Below are 26,272 nucleotides of genomic sequence, written 5' to 3' on the forward strand. Positions count from 1 at the left end.
TGGCTCATAATTGTAACGGTACTTTCCATAGTACACGGACTATTGCTGCCTCCCAGATGGTATTCCTTTGAGGTGATGAAATGACCGAGCCGACTGCGCTCGATCAATACCTGATCGAATTGATCAATCGGGCGCGACTGGATCCCACCGCGGAAGCGGCGCGCCTGGGGATCGATATCAACCAGGGGCTTTCCGACGGACAGATCAGCACGGCGCCCAAGCAGCCGCTCGCCTTCGATCCGGACCTGACCGAAGCGGCGCGCGGACACGCCGGATGGATGCTGGATAGCGACGTGTTCTCCCACACCGGCGCGGAGGGCAGCAATCCCGGCACGCGCATGGCGGACGCGGGCTACGAGTTCACCGGGAATTGGCGCTGGGGCGAGAACATATCCTGGCGCGGCACCATCGGACCCGCCGAGGATGCCGCAGCGTCGGTGGGGCGCCAGCACGATGCGCTGTTCCTTAGCCCCGGCCACCGCGAAAACATCCTTCAGGACGATTTCCGCGAGATCGGTGCCGCCACCGTTTCCGGTGACTTCCAGGGTTACGACACGCTGATGGTCGCCGAGAGCTTCGGGAAGACCGGCGACGACGTGTTCCTGACCGGCGTGGCCTATGATGACCTTGACGGAAACGATTTCTACACGCCGGGCGAGGGAAGGGGAGGCATCAACGTCACCGCGACCCCGATGGGATCGGCCGAACCGGTCAGCCTGACGGACCTCACCGGCACGGCCGGCGGCTACGAGATCGCGGCCCAGCCGGGAACCTACTCGGTCACGTTCTCCGGCGGTGGGCTGGCAGCTCCCGTGGTGCAGACCGTGGAGCTGGGAAGCGAGAACGTGAAGCTCGACCTGATCGATCCGGAAGTCGCCCCGCCCGCCCCGGGCAGCGAGGTGGCCGGCGTGTCCGGTATCGGCTCGCTGGCTTCGCTGATCGACTATTTCGCGGCTGAAACCGAAGGCCTGGACTTCGCCGCGCTGGTCGATCATGTCCAGACCGGCGAACCCTTGCCGGATGCCTGGGTCGACACGATTCAGGACGGAGTCGAAGTGCTGCGCACGGTCGACGTGGATGCGATCGCGGACGAGCTGTCGGGTTTTATCGGCCTTGCCGGCCTGCCCGATGTCCGGAACGCCGACGACGGCCAGTGGATCTGACGCGAAGGGCCGGCCCGGTTATCCCGGACCGGCCCTGACGGTCTTAGTAACGGTAGTGGTCGGGCTTGTACGGGCCGGCGGCCGGAACACCGATATAGGCCGACTGCTTCTCGGTCAGCTCGGTCAGCTTCGCACCGATCTTGCCGAGGTGCAGGCGGGCCACCTTCTCGTCCAGGTGCTTGGGCAGGACATAGACCTTGCGCTCGTATTTGGCATGGTTCTGCCACAGCTCGATCTGGGCCAGCACCTGGTTGGTGAAGCTGGCGGACATCACGAAGCTGGGGTGGCCGGTGGCGCAGCCGAGATTTACGAGCCGGCCCTTGGCCAGCACGATCAGCCGCTTGCCGTCGGGGAACACCACCTCGTCCACCTGCGGCTTCACCTCTTCCCAGGCGTAATTGCGCAGGCTGTCGATCTGGATCTCGCTGTCGAAGTGACCGATGTTGCAGACGATCGCCCGGTCCTTCATCTGGCGCATGTGATCCTGGGTGATCACGTCCACATTGCCGGTCGCCGTCACGAAGATGTCGCCCACCGGGGCGGCGTCGTCCATGGTGGTGACCTGATAGCCTTCCATGGCGGCCTGGAGCGCGTTGATCGGGTCGATCTCGGTGACCAGGACGCGCGCTCCCTGGCTGCGCAGCGAGGCGGCCGAGCCCTTGCCCACGTCGCCGTAGCCGGCGACCACGGCGACCTTGCCGGCCATCATCACGTCGGTGGCGCGCTTGATGCCGTCGACCAGGCTCTCCCGGCAGCCGTACAGGTTGTCGAACTTCGACTTGGTGACGCTGTCATTGACGTTGATCGCGGGCACCTTCAGCGTGCCGGCCTTGACCATCTCGTAGAGGCGGTGGACCCCGGTGGTCGTCTCCTCGGACAGGCCGCGGACGTCGTTCAGCATCTCCGGATACTTTTCGTGCATGATCTGGGTGACGTCGCCGCCATCGTCCAGGATCATGTTCGGCGTCCAGCCGTCGGGGCCGCGCAGGCTCTGCTCGATGCACCACCAGAACTCCTCCTCCGTCTCGCCCTTCCAGGCGAACACGGGGACCCCGGCGGCGGCGATGGCGGCGGCGGCCTGGTCCTGGGTCGAGAAGATGTTGCACGAGGACCAGCGGACGGTCGCGCCCAGGTGGGTCAGCGTCTCGATCAGGACGGCGGTCTGGATCGTCATGTGCAGGCAGCCGACGATCCGCGCGCCCTTGAGCGGCTTGGAGTCGCCGAATTCCTCGCGCAGAGCCATCAGGCCGGGCATCTCGGTCTCGGCGATCGCGATTTCCTTGCGGCCCCAGCCGGCGAGCTCAATGTCCTTGACCTTGTAATCAGTGAAACCACTGGCGACGGCCATCTGGAAAACTCCTTGCGGTAACTGCGGTACGAGTGACTGCGCAGGGTTTATCAAGACCCGCTCTTCCGGGCAAGCATAAAGATATCTTTATGTCTGCAACAATGTACGGCAAGCCCACCGGATTGAAAGTTGCGGCGGCCTGTCGCATCGGACGTGCGCTGCCGCCTCTCCTGCATCGTTACGGTTATGGATCGATCGCCGAGAAGAAACCGGTGGACCGCTTATCCGAATGGCATATAACCATCGACTGATCTTCGCACTTGCGGTATCGCGGGATTTTTCCGGATCGCCGTGACCGCCGCGAATTGATGCATGATGATCCTTTGGAGCCGATGCCATGACGGAGCCGAGAGACCAGCCGGAAGCGCAAGCCGCTCCTGTTCGCACGATTGGGACGGCCCTGCAGTTCCTGCTGGTGATCGCGTTCCTGGCCGACCTCGTCTTCCTGGCGACCTTGGGGCTTCATCTTTCCGACGGCATCGAGGCGACCGGACTCACCCTTGCAGCCGGAAGCGCGATCCTGCTGTTGGCGGCATTGATCCGCGTCACCCGGCGGATCGGTGCGTCCGGGCCGGCGGAGCAGGGATGAGAAGGCGCCGCGCCGTGCCTCTCACGCCAGGGCGTTGAAATCGTCGAGCAGGATGGCGATCCGGCCCGCATCGCTCTGCTCCATGATGACCCGGGCCCGGCGGGTCGCCTCAACGAGGTCAAGTGCCCGGATCCGGCGCTTGACCGCCAGCAGCGATCCGGGCGACATCGACAATTCCCGGATGCCGAAGCCCAGGAGCAGGGCGGCATACCGGGGATCGCCGGCGATCTCGCCGCACACGCTGACGGGGATGCGCGCCCGCAACGCCGCTTCGGTCGAGAACTGGATCAGGCGCAGCACCGCGGGGTGGAGCGGGTCGTAGAGGTGGGCCACCTGCTCGTCGCCGCGGTCGATCGCCAGGGTGTACTGGGTCAGGTCGTTGGTCCCGATCGCAAAGAAGTCGCAGGTCGTCGCCAGCGCGTCCGCCGACAGGGCGGCGCCCGGGATCTCGATCATCACGCCCAGCGGCGGCAGCGGATCGGCGATCCGCACGCCGCGCCGCTTCAGCCGGTTGGCGACGCGGATCAGGATCTCGCGGACCTTCCGCACCTCCGAGACCGTGCAGATCATCGGCAGCAGGATGCGAACCGGGCCGTGCGCGCCCGCCCGCAGCATCGCGGCAAGCTGGGTCTCCAGCAGCTTCGGCTCGCGCAGGGACAGCCGGATGGCGCGCAGCCCCAGCGCCGGGTTGGCGCAGTCCGCGAAGTGACCGCCCAGCGAGGTCGCCAGCTTCTCGCCCCCGATATCCAGGGTCCGCGCGGTCACGGTGCGGCCCTGCATGCCTTCGACGATGCCCTTCAGGCTCTCGTACTGCTCTTCCTCATCCGGCAGGTCGTCCCGGTTCATGTAGAGGAACTCGGTCCGCAACAGGCCCACTCCGGCGGCACCGCAAGCCATGGCGCCCTCGACGTCGCGCGGCATCTCGATGTTCGCGTTCAGCACGATCGACGTGCCGTCGCGGGTCACCGCCGGCAGGTCGCGCAGGCGCTTCAGCGACTCCCGTTCGCGGGCCAGATCCTGCTGGCGCGACTGAAAACCGTTCAGCGTCGCCACTCCCGGATTGACGAAGACCCGGCCCGAGATGCCGTCCACGACCACCCGGTCACCGGTGCGCACCCCGTGCATCAGCCCGGCGACACCCAGCACCGCGGGCAGGCCCAGCGACCGCGCCATGATCGCGGTATGGCCCTCGGCTCCGCCCAGCACGGTCGCGAATCCGCCGATCCGCCGCGGGTCCATCAGGGCGGTGTCGGCCGGCGTCAGCTCCTCCGCGATGATGATGCTGCCTTCGGGAACCTGGGAGAACGCCTGGAACTTGCGCTGCATCAGCACCCGGATCAGCCGGGCGCCGACCTCGCGCACGTCGGCGATGCGCGCCGAGATGTAAGTGTCGTTCATCTCCGCGAAGCTGTGCGCCAGTGCCGCGATCTCGGCCTGGACGGCGCCCTCGGCGTTGATCCGGTCGTTCAAGATCCGGCGTTCCACTCCGCGGGTCAGCCGGGAGTTGGACAGCATGGCCAAATGGGCGTCGAGCAGGAAACCGACATCCTCCGCCGCCGATTCAGGAAGCAGCGATGCCTTCTCCTTCAGCTTGCGGATCTGCCGGCAGGCCTTGCCCGTGGCCTCGGCAAAGCGCGCCCGCTCCGCCTCGATCTGCTCCGGGTCGATCTGGTATTCCGGCACCTGGAGCGTTCCGCTGTCCACCACATAGGCAGGGCCGACGGCGATGCCGGAGGAAACGCCCAGGCCGCGCAGCATGCGTTCGGGCGACGCATGCCCCACGGGTGAGGTTCCGGGGATCCTGCTTTCCGGCGGCTCGGTCGGCTTGGAGGGGTCCCGGTCAGTCTTCATCGAACTTGCGCCCGATCAGGTCCACCAGCGCCGTGATCACCGGCTCCGCCTGGTTCCCATAGGCGCGCAGGGTGACGGTGCAGCCCTGGCTGGCCGCAAGCATCATGAGGCCCATGATCGATTGGCCTGACACGATCATGTCGTTCCGTTCGACCTCGACCTCCGCGTCGTACAGGGCGGCCAGCTTGACGAACTTGGCCGCCGCGCGGGCATGCAGGCCGCGCTGATTGCAGATGGTTACGGTGTCGAAGGCGTCCGGGGCTTTGCCGCCGGAGGCATTCTCAGTGCCGGATACCGACATTTTCCAGTCCTTGGGCTCAATTATCGGACAGCAGCGTCGAAGCGACGTTGATGTATTTCTGCCCGGCATCGCGGGCGGCGAGCACCGCATCCGCCAGCTTTTCGGAACGCCGCACGCTGGCGAGCTTGATCAGCATGGGCAGGTTCACGCCGGCGATGACCTCGACCTTGGCCTTGTCCATCACGCTGATGGCGAGGTTGCTGGGAGTGCCGCCGAACATGTCCGTCAGCAGGACGACGCCGCTGCCGTCGTCGACTTCCGCGACGCTGTTCAGGATGTCGAGCCGGCGCTGCTCCATGTCGTCATCGGGACCGATGCAGACCGCCGCGACCTGCTCCTGTTCTCCCACGACGTGCTCGAGTGCCGCGATGAACTCGGTCGCGAGACGCCCGTGCGTTACAAGAACCATTCCGATCATCGAACTTCCTTCTATCAACCGATCTGAACGCCGGCTTGTCATTTCAGCGTCATCCCTGCCGGGTGCCGCTCCGTTCCAGGTCGCGATGCGTAAGCCCTACCTTGTAACCCTGGCCGCCGAGCCACTCGGCCAGTGATTTCGCCACGAAGACCGACCGGTGGCGGCCGCCGGTGCAGCCGATCGCGATCGTCAGGTAGCTCTTTCCTTCCTGGTTGTAGCGCGGCAGGAGCGGCTGCAACAGGTCCGTCAGATGACTGAAGAAGGCATCGAAATCGGGATCCTCCGCCACCCTTGCGGCGACCGGTGCGTCCAGCCCGGTCAAGGGCCGCAGGCGCGGATCGTAATGGGGATTGGTTAAGAACCGTACATCGAAGACCAGATCGGCCTCGCGCGGCACGCCCTGGCGGAACGAGAACGACGTGACGAAAACATGGAGCGTCGGCTCCGCGCTCAGTTTGAAGTGTCCGGCGAGGATGCGGCGCAGGTCGTGGATCGACAGCAGCGACGTGTCGATCGTGACGTCGGCCCGGTCCTTCAGCGGGGCCAGAAGGGTTCGCTCGCGGAGGATGCCGTCGGCGACCGGACGGTCCACGGCGAGCGGATGGCGCCGCCGCGTCTCGGTGTACCGACGCTGCAGGATCTCGTCGGCGCACTCCAGGAAGATCAGCCGCACCGCAAGGTCCGGCCGGGCGGCCAACGCCTCGATCCGCGCCATCAGCGCGTCGGAACTGAAGTGCCGCGTCCGGGCGTCAACCGTGATGGCTATGGGCCGAGACAACAGGTCGCCCTGCTCGACCAGCGCGTCGACCATGTTCATCGGCAGATTGTCCACCGCCTCGTAGCCGAGATCTTCGAGGCACTTGAGGGCGGTGGAAAGGCCGGCGCCCGACATCCCGGTGACGATCGCGACGGCGCGTGGCTTTGGCGGGTCCTGGGAGAACTCGCCGGGAACCGTCCCCTCGGAAACTGGCATCGTCATGGGCGTTCCGGAACAGGCTCGAGTGCCCCCGCCTTGAGGCGCGCGGCGGCGAGCCTCACCTTGGCCGGCGTCGAAGCGTGGAAGGGGGCGAGGGCCACCCGGCGAATCGGGCGGTCCAGAAGCGGGCAGGTCTCGACCTCGGGCAGGCGCTCGATCCGGTCGTCATCGCCGAGATCGACGACGAGCCCGACCGGAGCGGCCCGGACGGCATCGACGGGCAGGATGCCGATTCCCCGAACCTCCAGCAGTCCGGCAAGCGGCTTGGGCGCCCTGGCCATCACGCGGCCCGCCGCATCCAGGCTCAACTCGACCTGGTCATCGGCGACCAGACGCGCGCCGCCATCGATCAGGCGCAGAGCCAGATCGGACTTGCCGCTGCCGGAGGGTCCCCGCAACAGGACCCCGAAGCCCGACAGCGCTACGCACGTGCCGTAAATCATTAACATGGTCTGGGGAGGTTGCTGTGCCCGCGTCCCGCTGTCAATGCTCAGCCGCTGGAATAAATAGCTCTTTCGGGATTTGCAATGCGATTTCGATCGGTCCGGCCGTGCGGTCGGAAGCGCCGCCGCGTCCGGTTCCGGCGCGGCGGCGCTTCGAGGGTTCAATGAAGCTTCAGTTCCGCATCGACGAAGCGGCATTCGCCCGGCTTTATCAGGGAATTTGACGCCACCTTCACGGAGTGGAGCTTGCCATCCAGCTCGCGTTCCCAGAACGTCAGGAACTTGCGCAGCACGGGGTAGCGGGGAGCTATGTCCAGGTCCTGCCAGATGTAGCTTTGCAGCAGACCCGGATGGTCCGGCATGTGGTACAGGATCTCGGCGACGGTCAGGCGATAGTCACGCAGCTGAAGACTCAAACTTGCCATGCAGATCTCCTCCGTGGTTGCGACCGGTGGGACTCCCGACATCTTGGTCTTGGCCTGAGTGTGGCCTTGGACAATTTCCCTGGCAAGCGAAATCAGCCTTTATAATCAGTAAGTTAGCAGCCGATTGCGGTGGCTGCTGCCAAGCCGGCGAACGGCCTCGAAAAAATCCGCAAAAACCCTCTTGAAACGAAATCCGGCTTCAATTAGCTAGTTGGCACTTCTCGGGCGAGAGTGCTAACAGCGCGCGGCGCGGCATCCTCGGCCGGGGTTCATTGATCCCATGTCTTGAGGGCCGGCACGACCGGCCCGGTTCTGAATTTGGAGGAGATTCCGCGATGAAGTTCCGTCCTCTGCATGACCGCGTGGTGGTTCGCCGGGTGGAGCAGGAAAGCAAGACCGCCGGCGGCATCATCATCCCGGATACGGCCAAGGAGAAGCCGCAGGAAGGCGAAGTGATCGCCGTAGGCCCCGGCGCCCGGGACGAGAGCGGCAAGGTCCATGCGCTCGACGTCAAGGCCGGCGACCGCGTCCTGTTCGGCAAATGGTCGGGCACCGAGGTCAAGATCGACGGCGTGGACTACCTGATCATGAAGGAATCGGATCTGCTGGGCGTGCTCGAAGCAGCACCCGCCACCGCCAAGGCCGCCTGACCGGCGCCGCCTCATCCGGACTTAACATTTCCAGCCTCAACATTTCCAATCAGGGTTTACGGACATGGCTGCCAAGGAAGTCAAGTTCAGCATCGACGCGCGCAACAAGATGCTGCGCGGCGTGGACATTCTGGCCGACGCCGTCAAGGTGACGCTGGGCCCGAAGGGCCGCAACGTGGTGCTGGAGAAGAGCTTCGGCGCTCCGCGCATCACCAAGGACGGCGTCACGGTCGCCAAGGACATCGAGCTGTCCGACAAGTTCGAGAACATGGGCGCGCAGATGGTGCGCGAGGTCGCCAGCAAGACCAACGACCTGGCCGGCGACGGCACCACCACCGCGACGGTCCTGGCCCAGGCGATCGTCCGCGAGGGCGTCAAGTCGGTCGCGGCCGGCATGAACCCGATGGACCTGAAGCGCGGCATCGACCTGGCGGTGGAAGCCGTGGTCGAGGCGGTCAAGGCCTCCTCCAAGAAGATCAACACCAACGCCGAGGTGGCCCAGGTCGGCACGATCTCGGCCAACGGCGAGCGCGAGATCGGCGAGATGATCGCCCGCGCCATGGAGAAGGTCGGCAACGAGGGTGTCATCACCGTCGAAGAGGCGAAGTCGCTGGAGACCGAGCTGGAAGTGGTCGAGGGCATGCAGTTCGACCGCGGCTATCTCAGCCCCTACTTCGTCACCAACGCCGACAAGATGCAGGCGGAGTTGGAGAACCCCTACATCCTCCTGCACGAGAAGAAGCTCTCCGGCCTCCAGGCCCTGCTTCCGGTCCTCGAGTCCGTCGTTCAGAGCGGTCGTCCGCTGGTGATCGTCGCCGAGGACGTCGAGGGCGAGGCGCTGGCCACACTGGTGGTCAACAAGCTGCGCGGCGGCCTGAAGATCGCCGCGGTCAAGGCCCCGGGCTTCGGTGACCGCCGCAAGGCGATGCTGGAGGACATGGCCATCCTGACCGGCGGCCAAGTCATCAGCGAAGACCTCGGCATCAAGCTGGAGAACGTGACGATCGACATGCTCGGCACCGCCAAGCGCGTCGTCATCACCAAGGAGAACACCACGATCGTGGACGGCGCCGGGTCGAAGGACGACATCAACGCCCGCTGCACCCAGATCCGCCAGCAGATCGAGGAGACCACCAGCGACTATGACCGCGAGAAGCTGCAGGAGCGGCTGGCCAAGCTGGCCGGCGGCGTCGCGGTGATCCGCGTCGGCGGCGCCACCGAGGTCGAGGTGAAGGAGCGCAAGGACCGCGTCGACGACGCGATGCACGCGACCCGCGCGGCGGTCGAGGAAGGCATCGTCGCCGGGGGCGGCGTGGCCCTGCTGTACGCTACCAAGGCGCTCGACGCGATCAAGCCGGCCAACGACGACCAGCGGGTCGGCGTCGAGATCATCCGCCGCGCCCTGCAGGCTCCGGCGCGCCAGATCGCGGTGAACGCCGGTGTCGACGGTTCGATCGTGGTCGGCAAGCTGATCGAGCAGACCGACACCGGTTTCGGCTACAACGCCCAGACCAACCAGTACGGCGACATGTTCCAGTTCGGCGTGATCGACCCGACCAAGGTCGTCCGCACCGCGCTGCAGGACGCCGCTTCTGTCGCCGGCCTGCTGATCACCACCGAGGCGATGGTGGCCGACAAGCCGGAAAAGAAGGCTCCCCCGGCCGGAATGCCCGGCGGCGGCATGGGCGACATGGACTTCTGATCCGATCGTTCAATATACTTGTATCGATGCAATCGCCTTGGGCGGCCCGCTTGGGCCGCCCTTTTTCTTGACGGTCCTTGGCGGCTCCGGACCGCCGACCCGGCAAAACGCTCTGTCGCTCCCACATATCCGCGGCTATCTGTGTCATCTGTGGCCGAGAATGGAAGAGCACTGCGATGGAATGGTGGCATCCCGACAGTTTCGCCCGGCGGCGCCCGTTCCTGGAGGGCAGGGCGCTGATCGCCTCCAGGGTGCGGGGCTGGTTCGAAGGGCAGGGCTTCATCGAGGTCGAGACGCCGGCCCTCCAGGTATCGCCCGGGCTGGAGCCTCACCTGATCGCGTTCTCGACCGAGCTTGTCGGTCCCAATCCGGACGACCGGCGCACCCTGTATCTCCACACCAGCCCTGAATTCGCCATGAAGAAGCTGCTGGTGGCGGGGATGCCGAAGCTGTTCCAGCTCGCCAAGGTGTTCCGCAACGGCGAGCGGTCGGGCACCCACAGTCCGGAATTCACCATGCTGGAGTGGTACAGGGCAGGGGCCGGCTACCGGGACCTGATGGAGGACTGCACCGCCCTGGTCCGGACGGCGGCCCGGGCGGGCGGGCGCGAGGGGTTCCAGTGGCGCGGGCGGTCCTGCGATCCGTTCGCCCCATGGGAGGTGCTGACCGTCGCCGACGCCTTCGACCGCCACGCCGGCATAGACCTGCTCGCCACCGCGCCCGATCCGCTGGCACCCGACGCGGAATTGCTGGGACGCGAGGCGGAGCGGATCGGAATCCAGCCCCATTCCGGGGATTCCTGGGAAGACCTTTTCTTCCGCATCTCCCTGGACCTGATCGAGCCCAATCTCGGCATGGAGCGGCCGACCTTCCTGACGGACTATCCCGTCTCCATGGCGGCATTGTCCCGCCCCAGGCCCGACGATCCCCGCGTCGCCGAGCGCTTCGAGCTTTATGCCTGTGGCCTGGAACTCGCCAACGCCTTCGGCGAGCTGACCGATGCCGCTGTCCAGCGAGCCCGGTTCGAGGCAGACATGGATCTCAAGGAGCGGCTCTACGGCACCCGCTATCCGATCGACCCGGATTTCCTGGCGGCGCTGGAGTTCGGCATGCCGGAGAGCGCGGGAATTGCCTTGGGGTTTGACCGGTTGGTCCTGTTGTGCACCGGGGCGGAGGATATCGGCGATGTCCTCTGGGCTCCGGTGGCCGGTTTCGAAAGGTGATGGGATTGATCGGATTTCTGTTGAACAAGGTTCCGCTGCGGCTCCTGCTGTCCGCGGGGCTGCTGCTGACCGCTTCCTGTGCCAGCCTGGAGCCCAATCCCTTGCTGGGCCGCTGGACCCTGTCCTCGCCGGTGGCTCCCGGCTTGGTGCTGGGCACCTACGAGTTCCGGCGCTCCAGCATGACTGCCTTCGGGATGACCCAGCGGGTGGAATACTCGGTCGAGGGCAATGACGTGCTTGTCCTCCCCGAGGCGCTCGGGATCGGGTTGGAGATCACGGTGGTGGACGAGGACACCGCCCGGCTCAACGATCCGGTGACCGGCGGCCTGGTGACGCTGCGCCGGCTTCGGAGCTGAGTTCCGGGGAGTTGAGTTCCGGGGAGTTGAGTTCCGGCGCCGCGGCGAGCCGCTGCTCCCGGTGGAAGACGAACAGGCCGCTGGCGACGATCAGTGCCGCCCCCGCCGCGACCCACGGGTCGGGGACATCGCCCCAGATGATCCAGCCCAGCGCCAGCGCCCAGACCAGCGACGTATACTGGTAAGGCACCACGACCGCGGCGGGGCTTAGCTTCAGCGACTGGTTGACCAGCGCGTGCGCGGCCAGCGCCACGACGCCCAGGATGCCGAGGAGGCCCAGGTGCGGCCATGTCGGCAACGTCCAGTAGAACGGAACGGCGATGGCCCCCGCCGCCCCGACGCCCAGCGTCTGGAAAACCAGCAACGTCAACCCGCCGGTTCCCCGCAGCGAACGCGTCGAGATCAGCATCAGGGCGAAGGTGAAGCTGCCGCCCAACGCCGCCAGCGCGCCGAAATTCAGGATGTCGCCGGTCGGCCTGAGCACCATGAGCACGCCTGCGAAACCCACGGCGATCGCGCACCAGCGCCGGGGTCCGACCTTCTCGCCCAGCAGCGGCACCGACAGGGCCGTCACGAGCAGCGGGGCCGCCATGTAGATCGTCAGGACGTCGGCCAGCGGCAGCACCCGGACCGAGATGTAGAACAGGGCGACCTCGGCGATCATCAGCGCGACCCTCACGAGATGCGCGATCGGCTTGTCCGTCCGCAACACCCGGAGCGGGCCGGCGCGCATGATCAGGGGGGCCAGGATCAGCAGCGACGCGGCGCTTCGGATGGCGAGGATCATCGGGACCGGATAGATCTCCACCAGCCACTTGCCCATCGCATCGTTCAGCGTGAACAGCGACATGCCCAGGATCATGCAGAGGATGCCGAGCCGGTTATCCGGCCGTTCCTCCATGGAGGCGGAAGGGGATCCGGCCGCCGGGACGGCGCGGGAGGCGGGAGAAGACAAGCGGGAAACTCCGGATCAGGCGGCGTCGCGCTCCAGGCGGCGGTGGAGAAAGGCCAGAACGGCCGCTTCCTCCGGCTTGAGGGCGGCGAGGCCGGAGCGCAGATCGTCTTCTACCTGATCCTTCAATTGGGTGACCAGATCCCCTTCGAGATAGCAGTCGAGCACCTGGGGGTGGATATAGCATTTCCGGCAGATCGCCGGCGTGTTGCCGAGCCGGGCGGAAACCCGTTCGATGGCGGCGCGCAGATTGCGCTTGGCGGCGGCCTTCGTGTCGAAGCTCTCGAACTCGGCCAGAGCCAGCGCCGCCAGCACGGTTCCGGCCCAGGTGCGGAAGTCCTTGGCCGAGAAGTCCTTGCCGCTGATTTCCCTGAGATAATCGTTCACGTCCTGCGAGGTGACGCCGTGGCGGGTGCCGTCATCGTCGAAGTACTGGAACAGGTGCTGGCCCGGCACGTCCTGGCAGGACTTGACGATGCGGGCGATCCGCCGGTCCTTGACCTGGAGGTTCCAGACCTTGCCGCTCTTCCCCTTGAACTCGAAACGCAGCTTGCCGCCATCGACCTCGACATGCCGATCCTGCAGGGTAGTCAGGCCGAAGCTCTTGTTTTCCTTGGAATATGTCGCGTTGCCGACGCGGATCAGAGTATTTTCCAGCAGGTGGACGACGGTCGCCAGGACCTTCTCGCGCGGCAGCCCGCGCTTGCCCATGTCGGCCGCTATGCGGTCCCGGATCGCGGGCAGTGCCCGGCCGAACTCCAGCATGCGCTCGTACTTGGTGCTGTCACGCACTTCCCGCCAGCGGGGATGGTAACGGTACTGCTTGCGGCCCCGGTCGTCGCGGCCCGTGGCCTGGATGTGTCCCCGGGGGTCGGGGCAGATCCAGACATCCGTGTAGGCCGGCGGGATCGCCAGTGATCTGATACGCTCAAGGTCCGCCTTGTCCTTCAGGACGCTGTCGTCGGGGTTCCTGTAGCTGAATCCCTTGCCCGACTTCCGCCGCCGGATCCCGGGCTCCTCGTCCGAGACATAGACCAGTCCGGCCTGTTCCGCCGCCGCCGGCGGATCGACGACAGTGCCTTCCTCTTCGTTCACGCGGATCGCGCCGTCCTGCATTCTGACTTCCTTGGCCTCGGTTACTTGGCTGGGCTACTGAGCAATAACGCTTTGAAAAGAAAATCAGCGCGGTCGAGTTGCCGGACGGGACCTTGCGGGCACTTCGGTTGTTCTCTCGTCACCTGATGCCAAACCTGCGATCTCCAAAATTTCCATCGAGGCCGATCCGTGAGCAGAATGCCGCCTGTTGTCAATGTCGTCCGCCGGTCCCGTATCCAGGAAGGTCTCCCTTTTCCCCTGGGCGCGACCTGGGACGGGTTGGGAGTGAATTTCGCGCTTTTCTCCGCTCACGCCACGAAGGTAGAGCTTTGCCTTTTTGACAGGGACGGCAAGAGGGAGCTGGAGCGTATCGAGCTGCCGGAGTACACCGACGAAGTCTGGCACGGCTATCTTCCCGACGCCAGACCGGGCACCGTGTACGGCTACCGCGTCCACGGCCCCTTCGAACCGACCGCGGGCCACCGCTTCAACCCGAACAAACTTCTGCTTGACCCCTATGCCAAGGCGCTGGTCGGCCATATGCGCTGGTCCGACGCCCATTTCGGATACCGCATCGGCTCGCCGCGCGACGACCTGTCGTTCGACCGGCGCGACAGCGCGCCGGGCATGCCCAAGTGCCGCGTCGTCGATCCGGCCTTCACCTGGGGCCATACCCAGGCGCCGCGGATTCCCTGGGAACGGACGATCTTCTACGAGACCCATGTGGGCGGCTACACGATGCGCCACCCCGCGGTGCCGCCCCAGCTCCAGGGGACCTATGCCGGGCTGGCCCACCAGGACGTGGTCGATTACATCCGCAGCATCGGCATCACCTCGATCGAGCTCCTGCCGGTCCACGCTTTCCTGGACGACCGGCACCTGCTTGAGCGCGGCCTGCGGAATTACTGGGGCTATAATACGATCGGCTTCTTCGCGCCGGAGCCTCGCTATTCGGCCTCCGGGACGATCGGCGAGTTCAAGGAGATGGTCGCCCGTTTCCACGACGCGGGCATCGAGGTGATCCTGGACGTCGTCTACAACCACACCGCCGAGGGTAACGAGCGCGGCCCGACTCTGTCCTTCAAGGGCATCGACAACGCCTCCTACTATCGCCTGGCGCCCGATCCGCGGTACTACATCAACGATACCGGCACCGGCAACACGCTGAACGTGTCCCATCCGCGGGTGCTGCAGATGGTGACCGACAGTCTCCGCTACTGGGCGACCGAAATGCGGGTGGACGGGTTCCGTTTCGACCTGGCGACCATCCTGGGACGCGAGCCGCACGGCTTCGACCAGGGCGGCGGATTCCTGGATGCCTGCCGCCAGGACCCCATCCTGTCCCGCGTCAAGCTGATCGCCGAGCCGTGGGACATCGGCCCCGGCGGCTATCAGGTCGGCGAGTTCCCGCCGGGCTGGGCGGAGTGGAACGACCGTTACCGCGACACCATCCGCAGCTATTGGAAGGGTGACGAGGCCAAGCTGCCGGAAGTGGCATCCCGTCTGACCGGCTCCAGCGACTTCTTCGAGAAGCGCGGCCGCCGTCCCTGGGCGAGCGTGAACTTCATCACCGCCCACGACGGCTTCACCCTGAACGACCTCGTCTCGTACAATGAGAAGCACAACGAGGACAACGGCGAGAACAACAACGACGGCCATTCCAACAATCATAGCTGGAACCATGGCGTCGAGGGACCGACGGACGATCCCGAGATCAAGACGCTCCGCGAGCGGCAGAAGCGCAACATGCTGGCCACGCTGCTGTTCTCGCAGGGAACGCCGATGATCCTGGCCGGCGACGAGTTCGGCAATACCCAGGGCGGAAACAACAACGTCTACTGCCAGAACAGCGAGATCGGCTGGATCAACTGGGACAAGATCGATGAAGACGATCAGGCCCTGATCGAGTTCGTCCGCGAGGTGGTGGCGCTCCGCCAGTCCCATCCGCTGCTGGGTCTGCCGAAGTTCCTGCACGGGCACCAGGACAAGGAACTGGGGTTCAAGGACATCACCTGGATCACCCCCGCTGGCGTCGAGAAGAGCTCGGAACAGTGGCAGGATCCGATGGCGCGCTGCGTCGGCATGCTGCTCGACGGACGGGTCGCCCGCGGGCTCCAGCAACAGGCCAAGGGCAAGCCGGGCGATATCCTGATGCTGGTGATCAACTCCTACCACGAGGATCTGCCGTTCAAGATGCCTTCCGTGCCGGGAGTGGTCGGCTGGCAGTCCCTTCTCGACACGGCCAGTCCGGGCAAGAAGCCGTCCCTGCTCGACACCGACGGCCAGATCACGGCGGCCGGGCGCAGTCTGGTGCTGCTGACGGCGCTCCATGACGGTGCGGTCTGGACCAGCGCCGAGTCCACCCGCGAGCGGCTGTCCATGCCCGAGTTCGACCCGGTTCCCGAGCCGATGGAGGACGATGTTCCCCTCGACGCGCCGACTGCGGCCGAATTGGCGGCGGTCGATCCCGCCGACCACGGACGTCCGGCCGAGGAGGCTTCGCCGGAGGAGGCCGAGGCGCAGCAATCCGAACCCAGCGAGACACCGGCAAAATGAGCGACATGCTGGGGCCTGACGAGGAGCGGTTCCGCGCTCTTGCCGACAGCGCCCCGGTCCTGATCTGGATGTCCGAGACTACCGGGCGCGGCATCTACTTCAACCGCGCCTGGGTCGACTTCACCGGCCGCCCGCTTGAGCGGGAGGTCGGTGAAGGCTGGCTGGAAATCCTTCATCCCGACGATCGCGGGCAACTGGATGATGCGTTCGAGGCTTTCAACGCCCGGCGCCCGTTCCAGATCCAGTTCCGCCTGCGACGACGGGACGGCGTCTGGCGCTGGATGCTGAACACCGGCAAGCCGCGGTTCACGCCGGAGGGAAACTTCTCCGGCTATACCGGCAGTTGCGTCGACATCACCGAACGGTTCGAGGCGGAGGAGGAAGCGCGCCGCCAGCTCCGGCTGATGCGGACGATCACCGACAACGCCGCGGAAGCGCTGTTCCTGATGGACGGGCAACGTCGGGTTTCGTTCGTCAACCCAGCGGCCGAGCGCATGTTCGGCTGGCCGGCAGAGGAATTGGTCGGCAGGGACCTGCACGATGCCCTGCACTACCGCTATCCGGACGGCCGGCCGTTTCCCATAGAGGAATGCCCGCTCAACGCGACCCTCTCGACCCGCAGCACGCTCCGTGAACACGAGGATGTCTTCTTCCGTCGAGACGGCTCCAGGGTCGACGTGCTCTGTTCGGCGGCGCCGATCCTGAGCGGCGACAGGGTCGACGGCGCTGTTCTCGTCGTCCATGACATCACCGAGCAGAAGCGTGTCGAGGCCAGCATCCTGCAAGCCAACCAGGAACTGGTGGCGGCGCTGGAAGAGCGCGAGGTCCTGCTGAAGGAGGTTCACCATCGCGTCAAGAACAACCTTCAGGTGGTGGTCAGCCTGCTGCGGCTGCAGGCGAGCCGCCTGCGCGACGAGACCGGGGTCGATGCCCTGCGCGAAAGCCTGAACCGGGTCTCGGCGATGAGCACGATCCACGAACTGCTCTACCGCTCGACGACCCTGGCCGACATCGATTTCGCCGAGGTGCTGCGGACACTGACCGCCAACCTCCAGGATGCCTACAACCTGCCGGAGGAGCAGGTGGTCAGCGTGGTGGAGGCCGCCGTGCCCGTGCCGGTCAGCATGGATGCCGCCGTGCCCCTGGCCCTGATCGCCAACGAGCTGATCTCGAACGCCTACAAGCACGCGTTCCCGAACGGCGCCACCGGCGAGGTCAGGGTCAGTCTGGCGCGGGAGGATGGTGCCGTGGTATTGCGCGTGTCCGATACCGGACCCGGCTTCACGCCTCCCGCGCGGCGCTCCAGCCTCGGCATCATGCTGGTCGACCGCCTGGTCCGGCAGATTTCCGGCCGGCTCGACCAGGAGCCGCCGCCCGGAACGCGTTACCGTCTGACGTTCTCCCTGGAATGACCCGGGATGTACCGGACCGGTGGATCGGGTCGATGTCTCAGCGGGGGAGGGGAAACCATGGCCGATAGTGGACAGCCGCCGGATTCCGGCGACGTCGACTGGCAGTTCGACACCGTCGCCGGCTCGGCCGGGGAAAGGCGCGATTTCCGGATCACGCTCGGGCTGCGGGAGGGCTGGAGCCGCTCCGGCAGGATCTACGACATCGAGCAGGCGGTCCGGGTCGCCCACGACTGGATGAAGCGCCGCGCCGATGCCGGGCAGCCGTTCCTGTCCGGCATGTTCACCCGCGGCGAGGTCGTCTATGCCTGGCCGGGCGCCGGAGGCGCCGGGAGCAAAGGCGCCGCCGGCAGCGACCGGGAGCCGGTGGCGATCTTCACGGGCGAGGCCCTGCCGCTCTACAGCGGCGACCTGGACGACGAGTCGATCTGCGCCCTGCTCAACGATCTCGCTTCCGAGATGGGGCGGGTGCTCGGGCAGGAGGATCTCCACCTCGCCTACAAGGACCGCGCCTGGGTGCTGCGCCGGGTGCGGGACAAGGGCGACGGGCGGGGATAGCGGCTCGCGCCGGGCGCCGAATCGCGGCAATCAAAGCGGTCTTTACAAGGAACAGAAGGCGTGATGCATTGGCGTCACGTGACAGGCATGCGGATCGGCAGGAGAACTGAAACTTGATGGCCGCACTTGACGTTCGGCCCGTCTTCTACGTGATCGGCAGCCTCATCACCATCCTGGCAGTCGCCATGCTGGCTCCGATGCTGGTCGACCTCGCCGCCGGAAGCTCGGACTGGAAAGTATTCGGCACCGCATCGGCCTTGACGCTGTTTTTCGGCGTCCTGCTGCTGCTGACCAACTGGACGCCGACCATAACGCTGAATCTCAGGCAGACCTTTCTCCTGACGACGCTCAGTTGGGTGATCGTCTGCCTGTTCTCGGCGCTTCCCTTCATGTTCTCGGTCATCAACCTGAGCGCCACCGACGCCTATTTCGAAGCGATGTCCGGCCTGACCACGACGGGGTCCACGGTGATCGCCGGGCTGGAGACCCTGCCGCCGGGCTTGCTGCTGTGGCGGGCGCTGACCCAATGGCTGGGCGGCATCGGGATCGTCGCCATGGGCATCGCCATCCTGCCGTTCCTGCGAGTCGGCGGCATGCAGCTGTTTCGGTCCGAGTCGTCGGACCGGTCCGACAAGGTGGTGGCGCGGGCGTCCGATTTGGCCATCTGGCTCGGCTGGGTCTACCTGACATTGACGGTCATGACCACCGTCGCCCTTAGGTTCAGCGGCATGACGGTGTTCGACGCGGTGACGCATGCCATGGCGGCGGTTTCCACCGGCGGTTTCTCGACCCGGGATCCCTCGATCACCGCGTGGGAGAGCGATGCCATCGAGTGGGTGCTGGTCGTCGCCATGACTGCCGGCGGCATGCCTTTCGTCCGGTTCCTCAGCTTCGCCAAGGGGGACGCCGGCGCCCTGTGGCGGGACACGCAGGTGCGCTGGTACATCGGGTTCCTGGCGGTGGTCTCGATCGTCATGGGGACATGGCTGTCCCTGCGGGAAGACCTGAGCTGGTACGACGGAGTCAGGCTCGCGACGTTCAACGTCGTCTCCGTGGTGACCACGACCGGCTTCGCGTCGGCAGATTACAACAGCTGGGGACCGCTCGCGATCGCCGCCTTCCTGGTGCTGACCCTGGTCGGCGGATGCACCGGCTCGACTTCCGGCGGCATCAAGATCTTCCGGTTCGAGATCCTGTTCCTGGTGCTGAAGAAGCAGCTTATCCGGCTCTACAGCCCGCACCGCGTGATGCCGATGACCTACAATGAGAAGATAGTCGACAGCGACATCATGCTGTCGGTGATGAGCTTCGGCTTCATGTTCATGGCCCTGCTTCTGATTTTCACCATCGCGCTGGGAGCCGCAGGGCTGGACCTCACCACCGCCCTGTCCGGCGCCGCCACGTCGCTGGCCAATGTCGGCCCCGGCCTGGGACCGATCATCGGCCCGGTCGGCAATTTCGCTCCCCTGCCGGACAGCGCCAAATGGATCCTGACCACCGGGATGCTGCTGGGTCGGCTGGAGTTCTTCACCGTGATCGTCCTGATGAACCCCAACTTCTGGCGCGGCTGAACCGAGGCTAAGGCGCCGCCATCGCTCTCTGGCCGAGTCCCTCCAGGGCCCGCGAGCCGCGGGTCAGCAGCATGTCGGCCCGGCTGGAGCCGCCGACCAGCTCGATCATCCGGATCGCCCCGAACAGGCGGGAGCCGGCCAGCACCGCCTCGGAATGCCGCGTGTCGCCCGATTCGAGTTGCAGGATCAGGGAACCGGCGCTGCGCTCCAACTCCTCCTCGATCATCTTCAGCGTGCTCTCGACCATGCCGCCCAGCCCCAGCGGCGCCGCGATGCGGGTACACCGGCGCAACGCGCGGGCATGGTCCTCGGCTTGCTGGAGCCGCTCCATCGTCAATTCCCCTTCCAGGGCCGCCGGCAGGATCCGGCCGGGGGCGGCGTCGATCACGCCTGACTGGATCAGTCCGCGAACGGCGCCGCGCACCGTCTGGAGGCGGCTGGCAACGGAGTCGTCGTAAGCCGAGTCGAGCGCGCTTCCGGCAGAGATCAGGCCGTCGATCAGGCTTTCAGCCAGGGCAACCGCATCGCCAGGCCGCGTCGCCAGGGTCGCGTCCCCTGTCAGGTGATGGGAGCGCTCCTCCAGGTTCCTGACCACCATCGATCCGAGGCGGGCGATGATCAGCGGCTTCTGCGCCCGGGCATGCTTTCCGAAATCCATGTCCTCCAGGCGCTGGAGCAACGAGGCCGGATTGGCGAGCCGGCCGGCGACCACCAGCAGGATCTGGAACGGCCTTCCCGGGTCCCGCCGGGCGACCATCTGGACCTGATGCTCGATCACCGCGATGTCGGTTGCCGACAGATAGGTGATCGGCTTTTCCGGCAGCAGCGGCTTCAGCTCCTCTATTGCTTCCGCGCTGTCGAGGAAGGGCATCACCGATTCGACGTCGCGGCGCAGGATGGTCGCGGGTATGTCGCCGGCCGGCGGTTCGGGCAGGTCGAGGCGGCGTTTCAGCACTTCCGCGGCCGCCCGCCACAATTGCCGGCCGATGGCCTGCTGCCCCGCCGTGTCGCCCGGATCGGTCGCGGCGCTGTTATGCTGCAGCAGGTTCAACAGTTTCGGGTCGATGCCGTTCTCCACGATCCGCCAGATCGGGATGATCGCGCGCCGCTGGACTCCGCCGATGGTGCCGACCCGGCCGCCGCCATCCAGCACGTCCTCGAAGGGCAGGCACATCAGGCGGGTCAGGGTCGGGCGCCGCTGGGGGCGGACCTGGGTAAGGCGCGGGCGGATCGTTGCCAGCGTATCCTCGACCTCCGGCCGCTCCCGGACCTGCTCGAGCAGCTTCACGATTTCCCGGAACTTCGCGGCAGGTACGTCGAGCAGCCGCTTTTCCAGATCCTTCAGGTCGGTCTTCTGGCTTGTCATGCCGCCTTCGCCTTGACCCGCTCGATGCGCTGGATCATTTCCAGGTCCCGTTCGCCGGTCCGCCAGTCCTCGTAGGGGCGGACCGTCCGGCGCTGGGACCGCGCGACCCTGACCTTCTCGGCATGGAGGTCGGTGGTCGCTTCCCGTGTCGGAACCAGCGGCAGGACGCGGAAGATGTCCTCCATCGCCTCGCACTGCTCCTGCAGTTCCTTCCCCTCCGACTCGGCCCAGCAGGCCACCACGTAGTCCCATCCGTCGAGCAGCCAGGCAAGCCGGATCGACAGGTCGCGGACGTGCGGCATCTCCCGGTGCCAATGGGACAGCAACGGACCGATATCCATCAGCTTGCCGTTGAACGCGGCGAGCACTTCGTGGCCGAGATCGATCGTCAGGCCCGCGACGTCGGCGCAGAACCGGCCGACCGGCGCGCTCTCCTCCGGAGCGGTTCGCGACCATTCCGTCATCTTGTCCCGGCAGGCCGACAGGTCGGCGACGCGGCGGCGGAGCCGTCCCGGCCTGGGCGCCCGTTCCAGGCCGATCGGGCAGATAGCGTCGCTGAGTTCCTCCACCCGGGCGAACAGTTCCGTCGGCGTCAGCTTCAGGCTCGCCGCCGCCCGTGCCATCAGGCCGCGCGCCAGCAGTTGCCCCTGCTCGGTATCGAGGCCCGCCGTCAGGATGTCCGCGCTGTCCAGCCCGACCGCTTCCAGGATGCCGACGATCAGCATGTAGTTCGCCAGGGTCCGGTGATTCTCGTCCTCCCGGAGAGCGGCATCGGCGGCCGCCGCGGCGGGAGGGCCGGCGAGGCCGGTCCGCGCGACCCGCAACGACGCGGCCCGGACCTCGTTGGGCGAACAGACCGGCTCCTTGACGATCAGGCGATGGAGGCAGCGGTCATGCACCGTCATCGACACCATTTCCGGTACCGCCTTCCAGGGAATGACATAGATGCCCTTCCCGGCGGAAAAGCTCGGCACCAGCACCTCCAGCCTGTCCCGATCGTCCTTCCTGATACGGGTCTGGGACAGCATCGGTGTGGTGAATGAAACCGCCGTGCCCCGCTCCTCAAAGGTCGACGGGGCGAATTGTACCGCCTGCCTGCTCACGTCGTAGATCCTGCCTGGGCCGATCCTTCGGGATGTGGAACGGATGGCGGGGACGGTCCCGCCGCCGCGGTGCTCCGTCAGACTGTACAGGCCAATGTTTCTGCTAGTCCAGAAGAGGTAGGCCGATCGGCCGAATTTTCGGCCAGGTGTTGCCCGTCTGCGGATATGCCTTCGACCACCGCGCGGATCAGTCGCAGCCCCACGTCGTCCTCGACCGACAGGATCGACTCCGGGTGGAACTGGACGGCGGCGAGGGGAAGGCGCCGGTGCTCGATCGCCATGACGACGCCGTCCTCGGTGACCGCGGTCACCTCAAGTTCCGCGGGGAGGGAGGCCCGGTCGGCGTACAGGGAATGGTACCGGCCGACGCCGAATCCTGCGGGCATTCCCGTGAACAGCCGCCCGCCGGTCACCCGCACGCGCGACGGCTTGCCGTGCATCGGCTCCTCCAGCACGCCCAGCCGTCCGCCGAAATGCTCTACCATTCCCTGCAGGCCGAGGCAGACGCCGAACACCGGCACGCCCAGGTCCAACGCCTTGCCGAGGGTCGCGGAGACATCGAAGTCCACAGGCCTGCCGGGGCCGGGCGACAGCACCAGCAGGTCGGGCCGGCATGCGGCCATGCCGGCCCGCGCGGCGTCGGCGCGCAAGGTCGTCACCTCGGCACCGGTCTGCCGGAAATAGTTGCCCAGGGTATGGACGAAGCTGTCCTCATGGTCCACGAGCAGGATCCGCTTTCCGGCACCCGGCCGCACCGCCGGTGCGCCTGCGGGCACTCCGTTGCCGGCCGGCCGCCGGATGGCATCGAACAGGGCCGAGCCCTTCAGCCGGCATTCGGCGTCCTCTGCCTGCGGATCGCTGTCGTAAAGCAGCGTGGCGCCGACCCTGACCTCGGCGATCCCGCGATGGAGACGGATCGTGCGTAGCGTCAGCCCGGTGTTCATGCCGCCGTCGAAGGTCAGGCAGCCGATCGCGCCCCCGTACCAGCGGCGGGGAGAGTTCTCGTTGTCCTCGACGAACTGCATGGCCCGCCGCTTCGGCGCGCCGGTCACCGTGACCGCCCAGGCATGGCTAAGGAAACCGTCGAGCGCGTCGAATCCCTCGCGCAGCGTTCCCTCCACATGGTCCACGGTATGGATCAGCCTGGAGTACAGCTCGACCTGGCGGCGGCCGATCACCCGCACCGAGCCGGGCTCGCAGATCCGCGACTTGTCGTTGCGGTCCACGTCGGTGCACATGGTCAGTTCGGCCGCGTCCTTGGCGGAATTCAGCAGGGTCAGGATCTGCGCGGCGTCGCCGATCGGATCGGCGCCCCGCGCGATGGTGCCGGAGATCGGGCAGGTCTCGATCCGGCGTCCCTCGACGCGGACATACATTTCCGGCGACGCCGCCACCAGGAACTCGCCGTCGCCCAGGTTGATCAGCGCGCCGTAGGGCGACGGGTTGGCCCGGCGCAGCCGGCGGAACAGGGTGGCCGGACCGCTGGGCGAGGGCTCCGCGAAGACCTGGCTCAGCACCGTCTCGAACAGGTCGCCCCGCTTGAAGGCTTGGCGCGCCCGCTCCACCGCAGCGGCATAGCCGCCCGGCCCGTGGTCGCATGACGGCAGTCCGGAGGCACCGGCCGGCGGCGTGGCGTCGTAAGGGCAGGGGGCGGTCGTCCGGGCCAGCCCGTGGGTCCGCTCGCCCGCCGCGGCGAACTCGTAATGGTGGATCGTCGCGGTGGCCGTGACATGGTCGACCACCAGCACCTCGTCCGGCAGGTACAGCACCATGTCGCGCTGGTCGCAGGCCCGCTCCAGCCGACGCCGGATCGGCTCGAATTGGAAAGCCAGATCATACCCGAAGGCGCCGTACAGGCCGAGCCTGCGGTCCTCTGCCGACTCGAACAGGCCGGACACCGCCCGCAGCACCGAGAAGACGGAGGGTTGCCGGCTGCGTTCCTCCTCGGTGAAGCCCGGCGTCGCCTCCCGTACCCGGCACTGGATCAGGCCGGGTGCAGTTTCCAGCCGTTCCAGGGCTTGCAGGTCCGCCAGCGCCTCGCAGATGGCGCGGAGCAGCACCCGGCCGCGCGGGTTCAACGCCTCGATCCGGACGTCGCGGTCGCGGGCGGTCAGCATCACCGGCGGGTCGACGAACCCCAGGTCCCACCGGGTATAGCGGCCGGGATAGTCGAAGCTGGACGACAGCAGCACGCCGCGCCGCCGCTCCAGCGCGTCCACCAGAGGTTCGACGGCGCCGTCGTAGGGCTGCGGGATCAGCCGGCGCTCGACCTGGATGCCGCCGCGCGTGCGATAGGTGAGGGACTTGGGAAGCTCTGCCATGGTCGTGGTTTCCTTCGGGGCTCGCGATTCCAGGTGCCGCGACGGAGACCGAACGGAACTACCACGTCCTCTCGCTGAAAAGACGAAGGCCGCCCGGAACCCGTGGCGGCCTCGATGTCGATCACAGTGATCGTCAATGCATGAGGGTTGGCCGCCCGGTTACACGGGCCACCACCAACGCTGCGCTGCTGTGACGACGAAGCTGTTCATGCCGACGACGGTGACATGGCGTCCGGGAACGGTCAAGCGCCATTCCGACGCTGCCGCCGCCCGACGAGCCGGCCGGTCATCCCACACCCTCGACCGCCGTTCCCGTGACCGCTCCCGCTTCGCCCTCGCCTGCCTGGGTGAACAGGTAGGGGACGAAGCTGCGGTGATGCTCGTTCACCGTCAGGTGGCTGCCGATCGGCGGGAAGGCCCGCTGCTGGCAGTCCTCGCGCTCGCAGATCCTGCAACTCACCCCGATCGGGACGGCGGCGTCGGCGTTGCTGATATCCAGCCCGGCCGAGTAGACGACCTCGGACGCGTAGGCCGCCTCGCAGCCCAGGCCGATGGCGAACTGGCGGCTCGGCTTCAGGTAGGCCCCGGCCCGTTTCGTTACGCTGCGGGCGACGCAGATATAGGCGACGTTGTCCGGCATGCGGGCGAGCTGGACCAGGATCTTGCCCGGCTGGGCGAAGGCCTCATGGACGTTCCACAGCGGGCAGGCGCCGCCGAACCGCGCGAAGTGGAACCGCGTGGCGCTGTGCCGCTTGGTGATGTTGCCTGCCATGTCCACCCGGACGAAATAGAACGGCACGCCGCGGGCTCCCGGCCGCTGGAGCGTGCTGAGCCGGTGGCAGACCTGCTCGAAGCTGACCGCGAAGCGGCTCTGGAGCTGCTCTATGTCGTGGCGGACGGCCCTGGCCTGCGCGGCGAACGCGCGGTAGGGCATCACGAGCGCGCCGGCGAAATAGTTCGCAAGCCCGACGCGGCAGATCGACTTGGCGTCCTCCGTGGTGAAGTTCGCCTCGGCGATCAGCTGTTCGATCGTCTCGCTCTGGCCCAGAAGCGCGATCTGGTGCGCCAGATGGAAGGCCCGGCTCGGCCCGCTCAGCAGGGCCGACAGGAACAGCGTGCCGCTCGCCGAGTCGTAGCGCCGCATCGCCGTCTCGCCGTCATGGTCGGCGACGATCCTGATCCGCACGTCGTGGCGGGCCTTCAGGTGGTTCATCAGGTCGGTCTGCATGTCGGCCGGGCGGAAGCCCTCCTGCTCCGACAGCTTCTCCGCGGCCTCGTCCAGGGGGCCGACATAATTGTTGGAATAATGGAAATAGTCCCGCACCTCTTCGTACGGGAACTGCGGCCCGGCCAGCGCCTGACCGCGCTCGTGGCTCGACAGGGTCTCGGCCAGCGATTGGACCCGCTCCTGGAGCTTCTGGTAGGCCTGGTGCAGAACCAGTGAACGCCGCGCCAGCTCCGGCGAGGCGGCAGCGGCGTTGCGCAGCTCCGACATGCCGATCGGCCCGCCGGCGAACAGCGGGTCGGCGAGCGCCTCCCGCAGGTCGGAAACCAGCCGGGCCTCCTCGTCCTCCACGAATGTCGCGAGATCGATCTCGAAAATGGTCCCGATTCGCAGCAGAACGGGCAGCGTCAGCGGGCGCTGATTGTTCTCGATCTGGTTCAGATAGCTCGGCGACAGTTCCAGCAGTTTCGCAAGTGCTGCCTGCGTCAATCCGCGCTGTTCGCGCAAACGGCGCAGCTTGTATCCGAGAAAAAGCTTCTTTTGCATACTAATATACGCCGAAAATTCGCAAACTTCGCAGTCTTATCATCCCTTTCGGCGAAGCTTTTTGCAAGTTCGCTCTTTTGTTACGGGACAATCATTGCAACCCTGCCAAGGATGCAAATAAGGTG

General features: G+C 66.4%; 24 protein-coding genes. 11 read left to right on the forward strand and 13 right to left on the reverse strand.

Going from position 1 to position 26,272, the window contains the following annotated elements:
- Window positions 1-80 precede the first annotated feature (80 nt).
- Window positions 81-1,163 carry a CAP domain-containing protein gene (locus JL100_RS11290; protein WP_202679761.1) on the forward strand — a complete coding sequence of 361 codons (1,083 nt, stop codon included), beginning with the start codon at window positions 81-83 and terminating at the stop codon, window positions 1,161-1,163.
- A gap of 43 nt (window positions 1,164-1,206) precedes the next feature.
- On the opposite strand, the gene ahcY is transcribed toward JL100_RS11290, so the two are convergent.
- Window positions 1,207-2,511, reverse strand: coding sequence for an adenosylhomocysteinase (gene ahcY, locus JL100_RS11295; RefSeq protein WP_202679760.1), 1,305 nt, complete (start codon window positions 2,509-2,511; stop codon window positions 1,207-1,209).
- A gap of 32 nt (window positions 2,512-2,543) precedes the next feature.
- Between ahcY and JL100_RS11300 the strand changes: the two genes are divergently transcribed.
- Entirely contained in the window at window positions 2,544-2,762 is a 219-nt protein-coding gene (locus JL100_RS11300; protein WP_202679759.1) for a hypothetical protein, read from the forward strand.
- A gap of 86 nt (window positions 2,763-2,848) precedes the next feature.
- The gene (locus tag JL100_RS11305; RefSeq protein WP_202679758.1) at window positions 2,849-3,100 is read left to right on the forward strand and encodes a hypothetical protein; all 252 of its coding nucleotides are present in this window, start codon (window positions 2,849-2,851) and stop codon (window positions 3,098-3,100) included.
- 21 nt (window positions 3,101-3,121) lie between these two features.
- On the opposite strand, the gene ptsP is transcribed toward JL100_RS11305, so the two are convergent.
- The 6 genes from ptsP to JL100_RS11335 form a co-directional block, all read right to left on the reverse strand.
- Window positions 3,122-4,951 carry a phosphoenolpyruvate--protein phosphotransferase gene (gene ptsP / locus JL100_RS11310; RefSeq protein WP_202679757.1) on the reverse strand — a complete coding sequence of 610 codons (1,830 nt, stop codon included), beginning with the start codon at window positions 4,949-4,951 and terminating at the stop codon, window positions 3,122-3,124.
- The gene (locus JL100_RS11315; protein WP_202679756.1) at window positions 4,941-5,252 is read right to left on the reverse strand and encodes an HPr family phosphocarrier protein; all 312 of its coding nucleotides are present in this window, start codon (window positions 5,250-5,252) and stop codon (window positions 4,941-4,943) included. The genes ptsP and JL100_RS11315 overlap by 11 nt, the downstream gene beginning before the upstream one ends.
- 16 nt (window positions 5,253-5,268) lie before the next feature.
- Window positions 5,269-5,670, reverse strand: a complete 402-nt coding sequence (locus JL100_RS11320) for a PTS sugar transporter subunit IIA (RefSeq protein ID WP_201070286.1) — start codon at window positions 5,668-5,670, stop codon at window positions 5,269-5,271.
- 49 nt (window positions 5,671-5,719) lie between these two features.
- The gene (gene rapZ, locus JL100_RS11325) at window positions 5,720-6,649 is read right to left on the reverse strand and encodes an RNase adapter RapZ (protein ID WP_323378491.1); all 930 of its coding nucleotides are present in this window, start codon (window positions 6,647-6,649) and stop codon (window positions 5,720-5,722) included.
- Window positions 6,646-7,089: an HPr kinase/phosphorylase gene (locus JL100_RS11330; protein ID WP_323378493.1), complete on the reverse strand. Its 444-nt coding sequence runs from the start codon at window positions 7,087-7,089 to the stop codon at window positions 6,646-6,648. The genes rapZ and JL100_RS11330 overlap by 4 nt, the downstream gene beginning before the upstream one ends.
- 161 nt (window positions 7,090-7,250) lie before the next feature.
- Window positions 7,251-7,514 carry an usg protein gene (locus JL100_RS11335; RefSeq protein WP_202679754.1) on the reverse strand — a complete coding sequence of 88 codons (264 nt, stop codon included), beginning with the start codon at window positions 7,512-7,514 and terminating at the stop codon, window positions 7,251-7,253.
- A 335-nt stretch (window positions 7,515-7,849) separates the two neighbouring features.
- On the opposite strand from JL100_RS11335, the gene groES reads away from it, so the two are divergent.
- The 4 genes from groES (at window position 7,850) to JL100_RS11355 (ending at window position 11,445) form a co-directional block, all read left to right on the forward strand.
- Window positions 7,850-8,164 carry a co-chaperone GroES gene (gene groES / locus JL100_RS11340; RefSeq protein WP_202679753.1) on the forward strand — a complete coding sequence of 105 codons (315 nt, stop codon included), beginning with the start codon at window positions 7,850-7,852 and terminating at the stop codon, window positions 8,162-8,164.
- Between the two features lie 64 nt (window positions 8,165-8,228).
- A complete protein-coding gene (groL, locus tag JL100_RS11345; protein ID WP_202679752.1) occupies window positions 8,229-9,866 on the forward strand; it encodes a chaperonin GroEL in 1,638 nt (545 codons plus the stop codon).
- A gap of 176 nt (window positions 9,867-10,042) precedes the next feature.
- Window positions 10,043-11,089, forward strand: a complete 1,047-nt coding sequence (epmA, locus tag JL100_RS11350; protein WP_202679751.1) for an EF-P lysine aminoacylase EpmA — start codon at window positions 10,043-10,045, stop codon at window positions 11,087-11,089.
- A gap of 20 nt (window positions 11,090-11,109) precedes the next feature.
- Window positions 11,110-11,445: a hypothetical protein gene (locus JL100_RS11355; protein WP_202679750.1), complete on the forward strand. Its 336-nt coding sequence runs from the start codon at window positions 11,110-11,112 to the stop codon at window positions 11,443-11,445.
- On the opposite strand, the gene JL100_RS11360 is transcribed toward JL100_RS11355, so the two are convergent.
- Window positions 11,393-12,400 (reverse strand): DMT family transporter, encoded by a 1,008-nt coding sequence (locus tag JL100_RS11360; protein WP_228421206.1) that lies wholly within the window; start codon window positions 12,398-12,400, stop codon window positions 11,393-11,395. The genes JL100_RS11355 and JL100_RS11360 overlap by 53 nt on opposite strands.
- Before the next feature lie 15 nt (window positions 12,401-12,415).
- Entirely contained in the window at window positions 12,416-13,513 is a 1,098-nt protein-coding gene (locus JL100_RS11365) for a DNA topoisomerase IB (RefSeq protein WP_202679749.1), read from the reverse strand.
- Between the two features lie 177 nt (window positions 13,514-13,690).
- On the opposite strand from JL100_RS11365, the gene glgX reads away from it, so the two are divergent.
- The 4 genes from glgX (at window position 13,691) to JL100_RS11385 (ending at window position 19,586) form a co-directional block, all read left to right on the forward strand.
- The gene (gene glgX / locus JL100_RS11370; RefSeq protein WP_202679886.1) at window positions 13,691-16,048 is read left to right on the forward strand and encodes a glycogen debranching protein GlgX; all 2,358 of its coding nucleotides are present in this window, start codon (window positions 13,691-13,693) and stop codon (window positions 16,046-16,048) included.
- Complete coding sequence (locus JL100_RS11375) at window positions 16,045-17,460, forward strand: sensor histidine kinase (protein WP_202679748.1); 1,416 nt, start codon at window positions 16,045-16,047, stop codon at window positions 17,458-17,460. The genes glgX and JL100_RS11375 overlap by 4 nt, the downstream gene beginning before the upstream one ends.
- Window positions 17,461-17,517: 57 nt before the next feature.
- Window positions 17,518-18,015 (forward strand): hypothetical protein, encoded by a 498-nt coding sequence (locus JL100_RS11380; protein WP_202679747.1) that lies wholly within the window; start codon window positions 17,518-17,520, stop codon window positions 18,013-18,015.
- Window positions 18,016-18,131: 116 nt separating this feature from the next.
- Complete coding sequence (locus JL100_RS11385) at window positions 18,132-19,586, forward strand: TrkH family potassium uptake protein (protein ID WP_202679746.1); 1,455 nt, start codon at window positions 18,132-18,134, stop codon at window positions 19,584-19,586.
- Between the two features lie 7 nt (window positions 19,587-19,593).
- Here JL100_RS11385 and JL100_RS11390 read toward each other — a convergent pair whose 3' ends face one another.
- The 4 genes from JL100_RS11390 to JL100_RS11405 form a co-directional block, all read right to left on the reverse strand.
- Window positions 19,594-20,952, reverse strand: a complete 1,359-nt coding sequence (locus JL100_RS11390; protein ID WP_202679745.1) for a hypothetical protein — start codon at window positions 20,950-20,952, stop codon at window positions 19,594-19,596.
- Window positions 20,949-22,055 (reverse strand): hypothetical protein, encoded by a 1,107-nt coding sequence (locus tag JL100_RS11395; RefSeq protein WP_202679744.1) that lies wholly within the window; start codon window positions 22,053-22,055, stop codon window positions 20,949-20,951. The genes JL100_RS11390 and JL100_RS11395 overlap by 4 nt, the downstream gene beginning before the upstream one ends.
- A gap of 77 nt (window positions 22,056-22,132) precedes the next feature.
- Window positions 22,133-24,376: an anthranilate synthase gene (locus JL100_RS11400; RefSeq protein ID WP_202679743.1), complete on the reverse strand. Its 2,244-nt coding sequence runs from the start codon at window positions 24,374-24,376 to the stop codon at window positions 22,133-22,135.
- Window positions 24,377-24,662: 286 nt separating this feature from the next.
- Window positions 24,663-26,147 carry a helix-turn-helix domain-containing protein gene (locus JL100_RS11405; protein WP_202679742.1) on the reverse strand — a complete coding sequence of 495 codons (1,485 nt, stop codon included), beginning with the start codon at window positions 26,145-26,147 and terminating at the stop codon, window positions 24,663-24,665.
- Window positions 26,148-26,272: the final 125 nt, after the last annotated feature.

The organism is Skermanella mucosa, assembly GCF_016765655.2.
GTDB classification, from domain to species: domain Bacteria; phylum Pseudomonadota; class Alphaproteobacteria; order Azospirillales; family Azospirillaceae; genus Skermanella; species Skermanella mucosa.

Coding starts and splice junctions, on each gene's coding strand:
- groL (WP_202679752.1), top strand. CDS start 8,229: ATGGCTGCCAAGGAAGTCAAGTTCAGCATCGACGCGCGCAACAAGATG.
- rapZ (WP_323378491.1), bottom strand. CDS start 6,649: ATGACGATGCCAGTTTCCGAGGGGACGGTTCCCGGCGAGTTCTCCCAG.
- JL100_RS11365 (WP_202679749.1), bottom strand. CDS start 13,513: ATGCAGGACGGCGCGATCCGCGTGAACGAAGAGGAAGGCACTGTCGTC.
- JL100_RS11375 (WP_202679748.1), top strand. CDS start 16,045: ATGAGCGACATGCTGGGGCCTGACGAGGAGCGGTTCCGCGCTCTTGCC.
- JL100_RS11320 (WP_201070286.1), bottom strand. CDS start 5,670: ATGATCGGAATGGTTCTTGTAACGCACGGGCGTCTCGCGACCGAGTTC.
- epmA (WP_202679751.1), top strand. CDS start 10,043: ATGGAATGGTGGCATCCCGACAGTTTCGCCCGGCGGCGCCCGTTCCTG.
- JL100_RS11380 (WP_202679747.1), top strand. CDS start 17,518: ATGGCCGATAGTGGACAGCCGCCGGATTCCGGCGACGTCGACTGGCAG.
- JL100_RS11390 (WP_202679745.1), bottom strand. CDS start 20,952: ATGACAAGCCAGAAGACCGACCTGAAGGATCTGGAAAAGCGGCTGCTC.
- JL100_RS11405 (WP_202679742.1), bottom strand. CDS start 26,147: ATGCAAAAGAAGCTTTTTCTCGGATACAAGCTGCGCCGTTTGCGCGAA.
- JL100_RS11330 (WP_323378493.1), bottom strand. CDS start 7,089: ATGATTTACGGCACGTGCGTAGCGCTGTCGGGCTTCGGGGTCCTGTTG.
- groES (WP_202679753.1), top strand. CDS start 7,850: ATGAAGTTCCGTCCTCTGCATGACCGCGTGGTGGTTCGCCGGGTGGAG.
- JL100_RS11305 (WP_202679758.1), top strand. CDS start 2,849: ATGACGGAGCCGAGAGACCAGCCGGAAGCGCAAGCCGCTCCTGTTCGC.
- glgX (WP_202679886.1), top strand. CDS start 13,691: ATGCCGCCTGTTGTCAATGTCGTCCGCCGGTCCCGTATCCAGGAAGGT.
- JL100_RS11290 (WP_202679761.1), top strand. CDS start 81: ATGACCGAGCCGACTGCGCTCGATCAATACCTGATCGAATTGATCAAT.
- JL100_RS11315 (WP_202679756.1), bottom strand. CDS start 5,252: ATGTCGGTATCCGGCACTGAGAATGCCTCCGGCGGCAAAGCCCCGGAC.
- JL100_RS11335 (WP_202679754.1), bottom strand. CDS start 7,514: ATGGCAAGTTTGAGTCTTCAGCTGCGTGACTATCGCCTGACCGTCGCC.
- JL100_RS11385 (WP_202679746.1), top strand. CDS start 18,132: ATGGCCGCACTTGACGTTCGGCCCGTCTTCTACGTGATCGGCAGCCTC.
- JL100_RS11400 (WP_202679743.1), bottom strand. CDS start 24,376: ATGGCAGAGCTTCCCAAGTCCCTCACCTATCGCACGCGCGGCGGCATC.
- ahcY (WP_202679760.1), bottom strand. CDS start 2,511: ATGGCCGTCGCCAGTGGTTTCACTGATTACAAGGTCAAGGACATTGAG.
- ptsP (WP_202679757.1), bottom strand. CDS start 4,951: ATGAAGACTGACCGGGACCCCTCCAAGCCGACCGAGCCGCCGGAAAGC.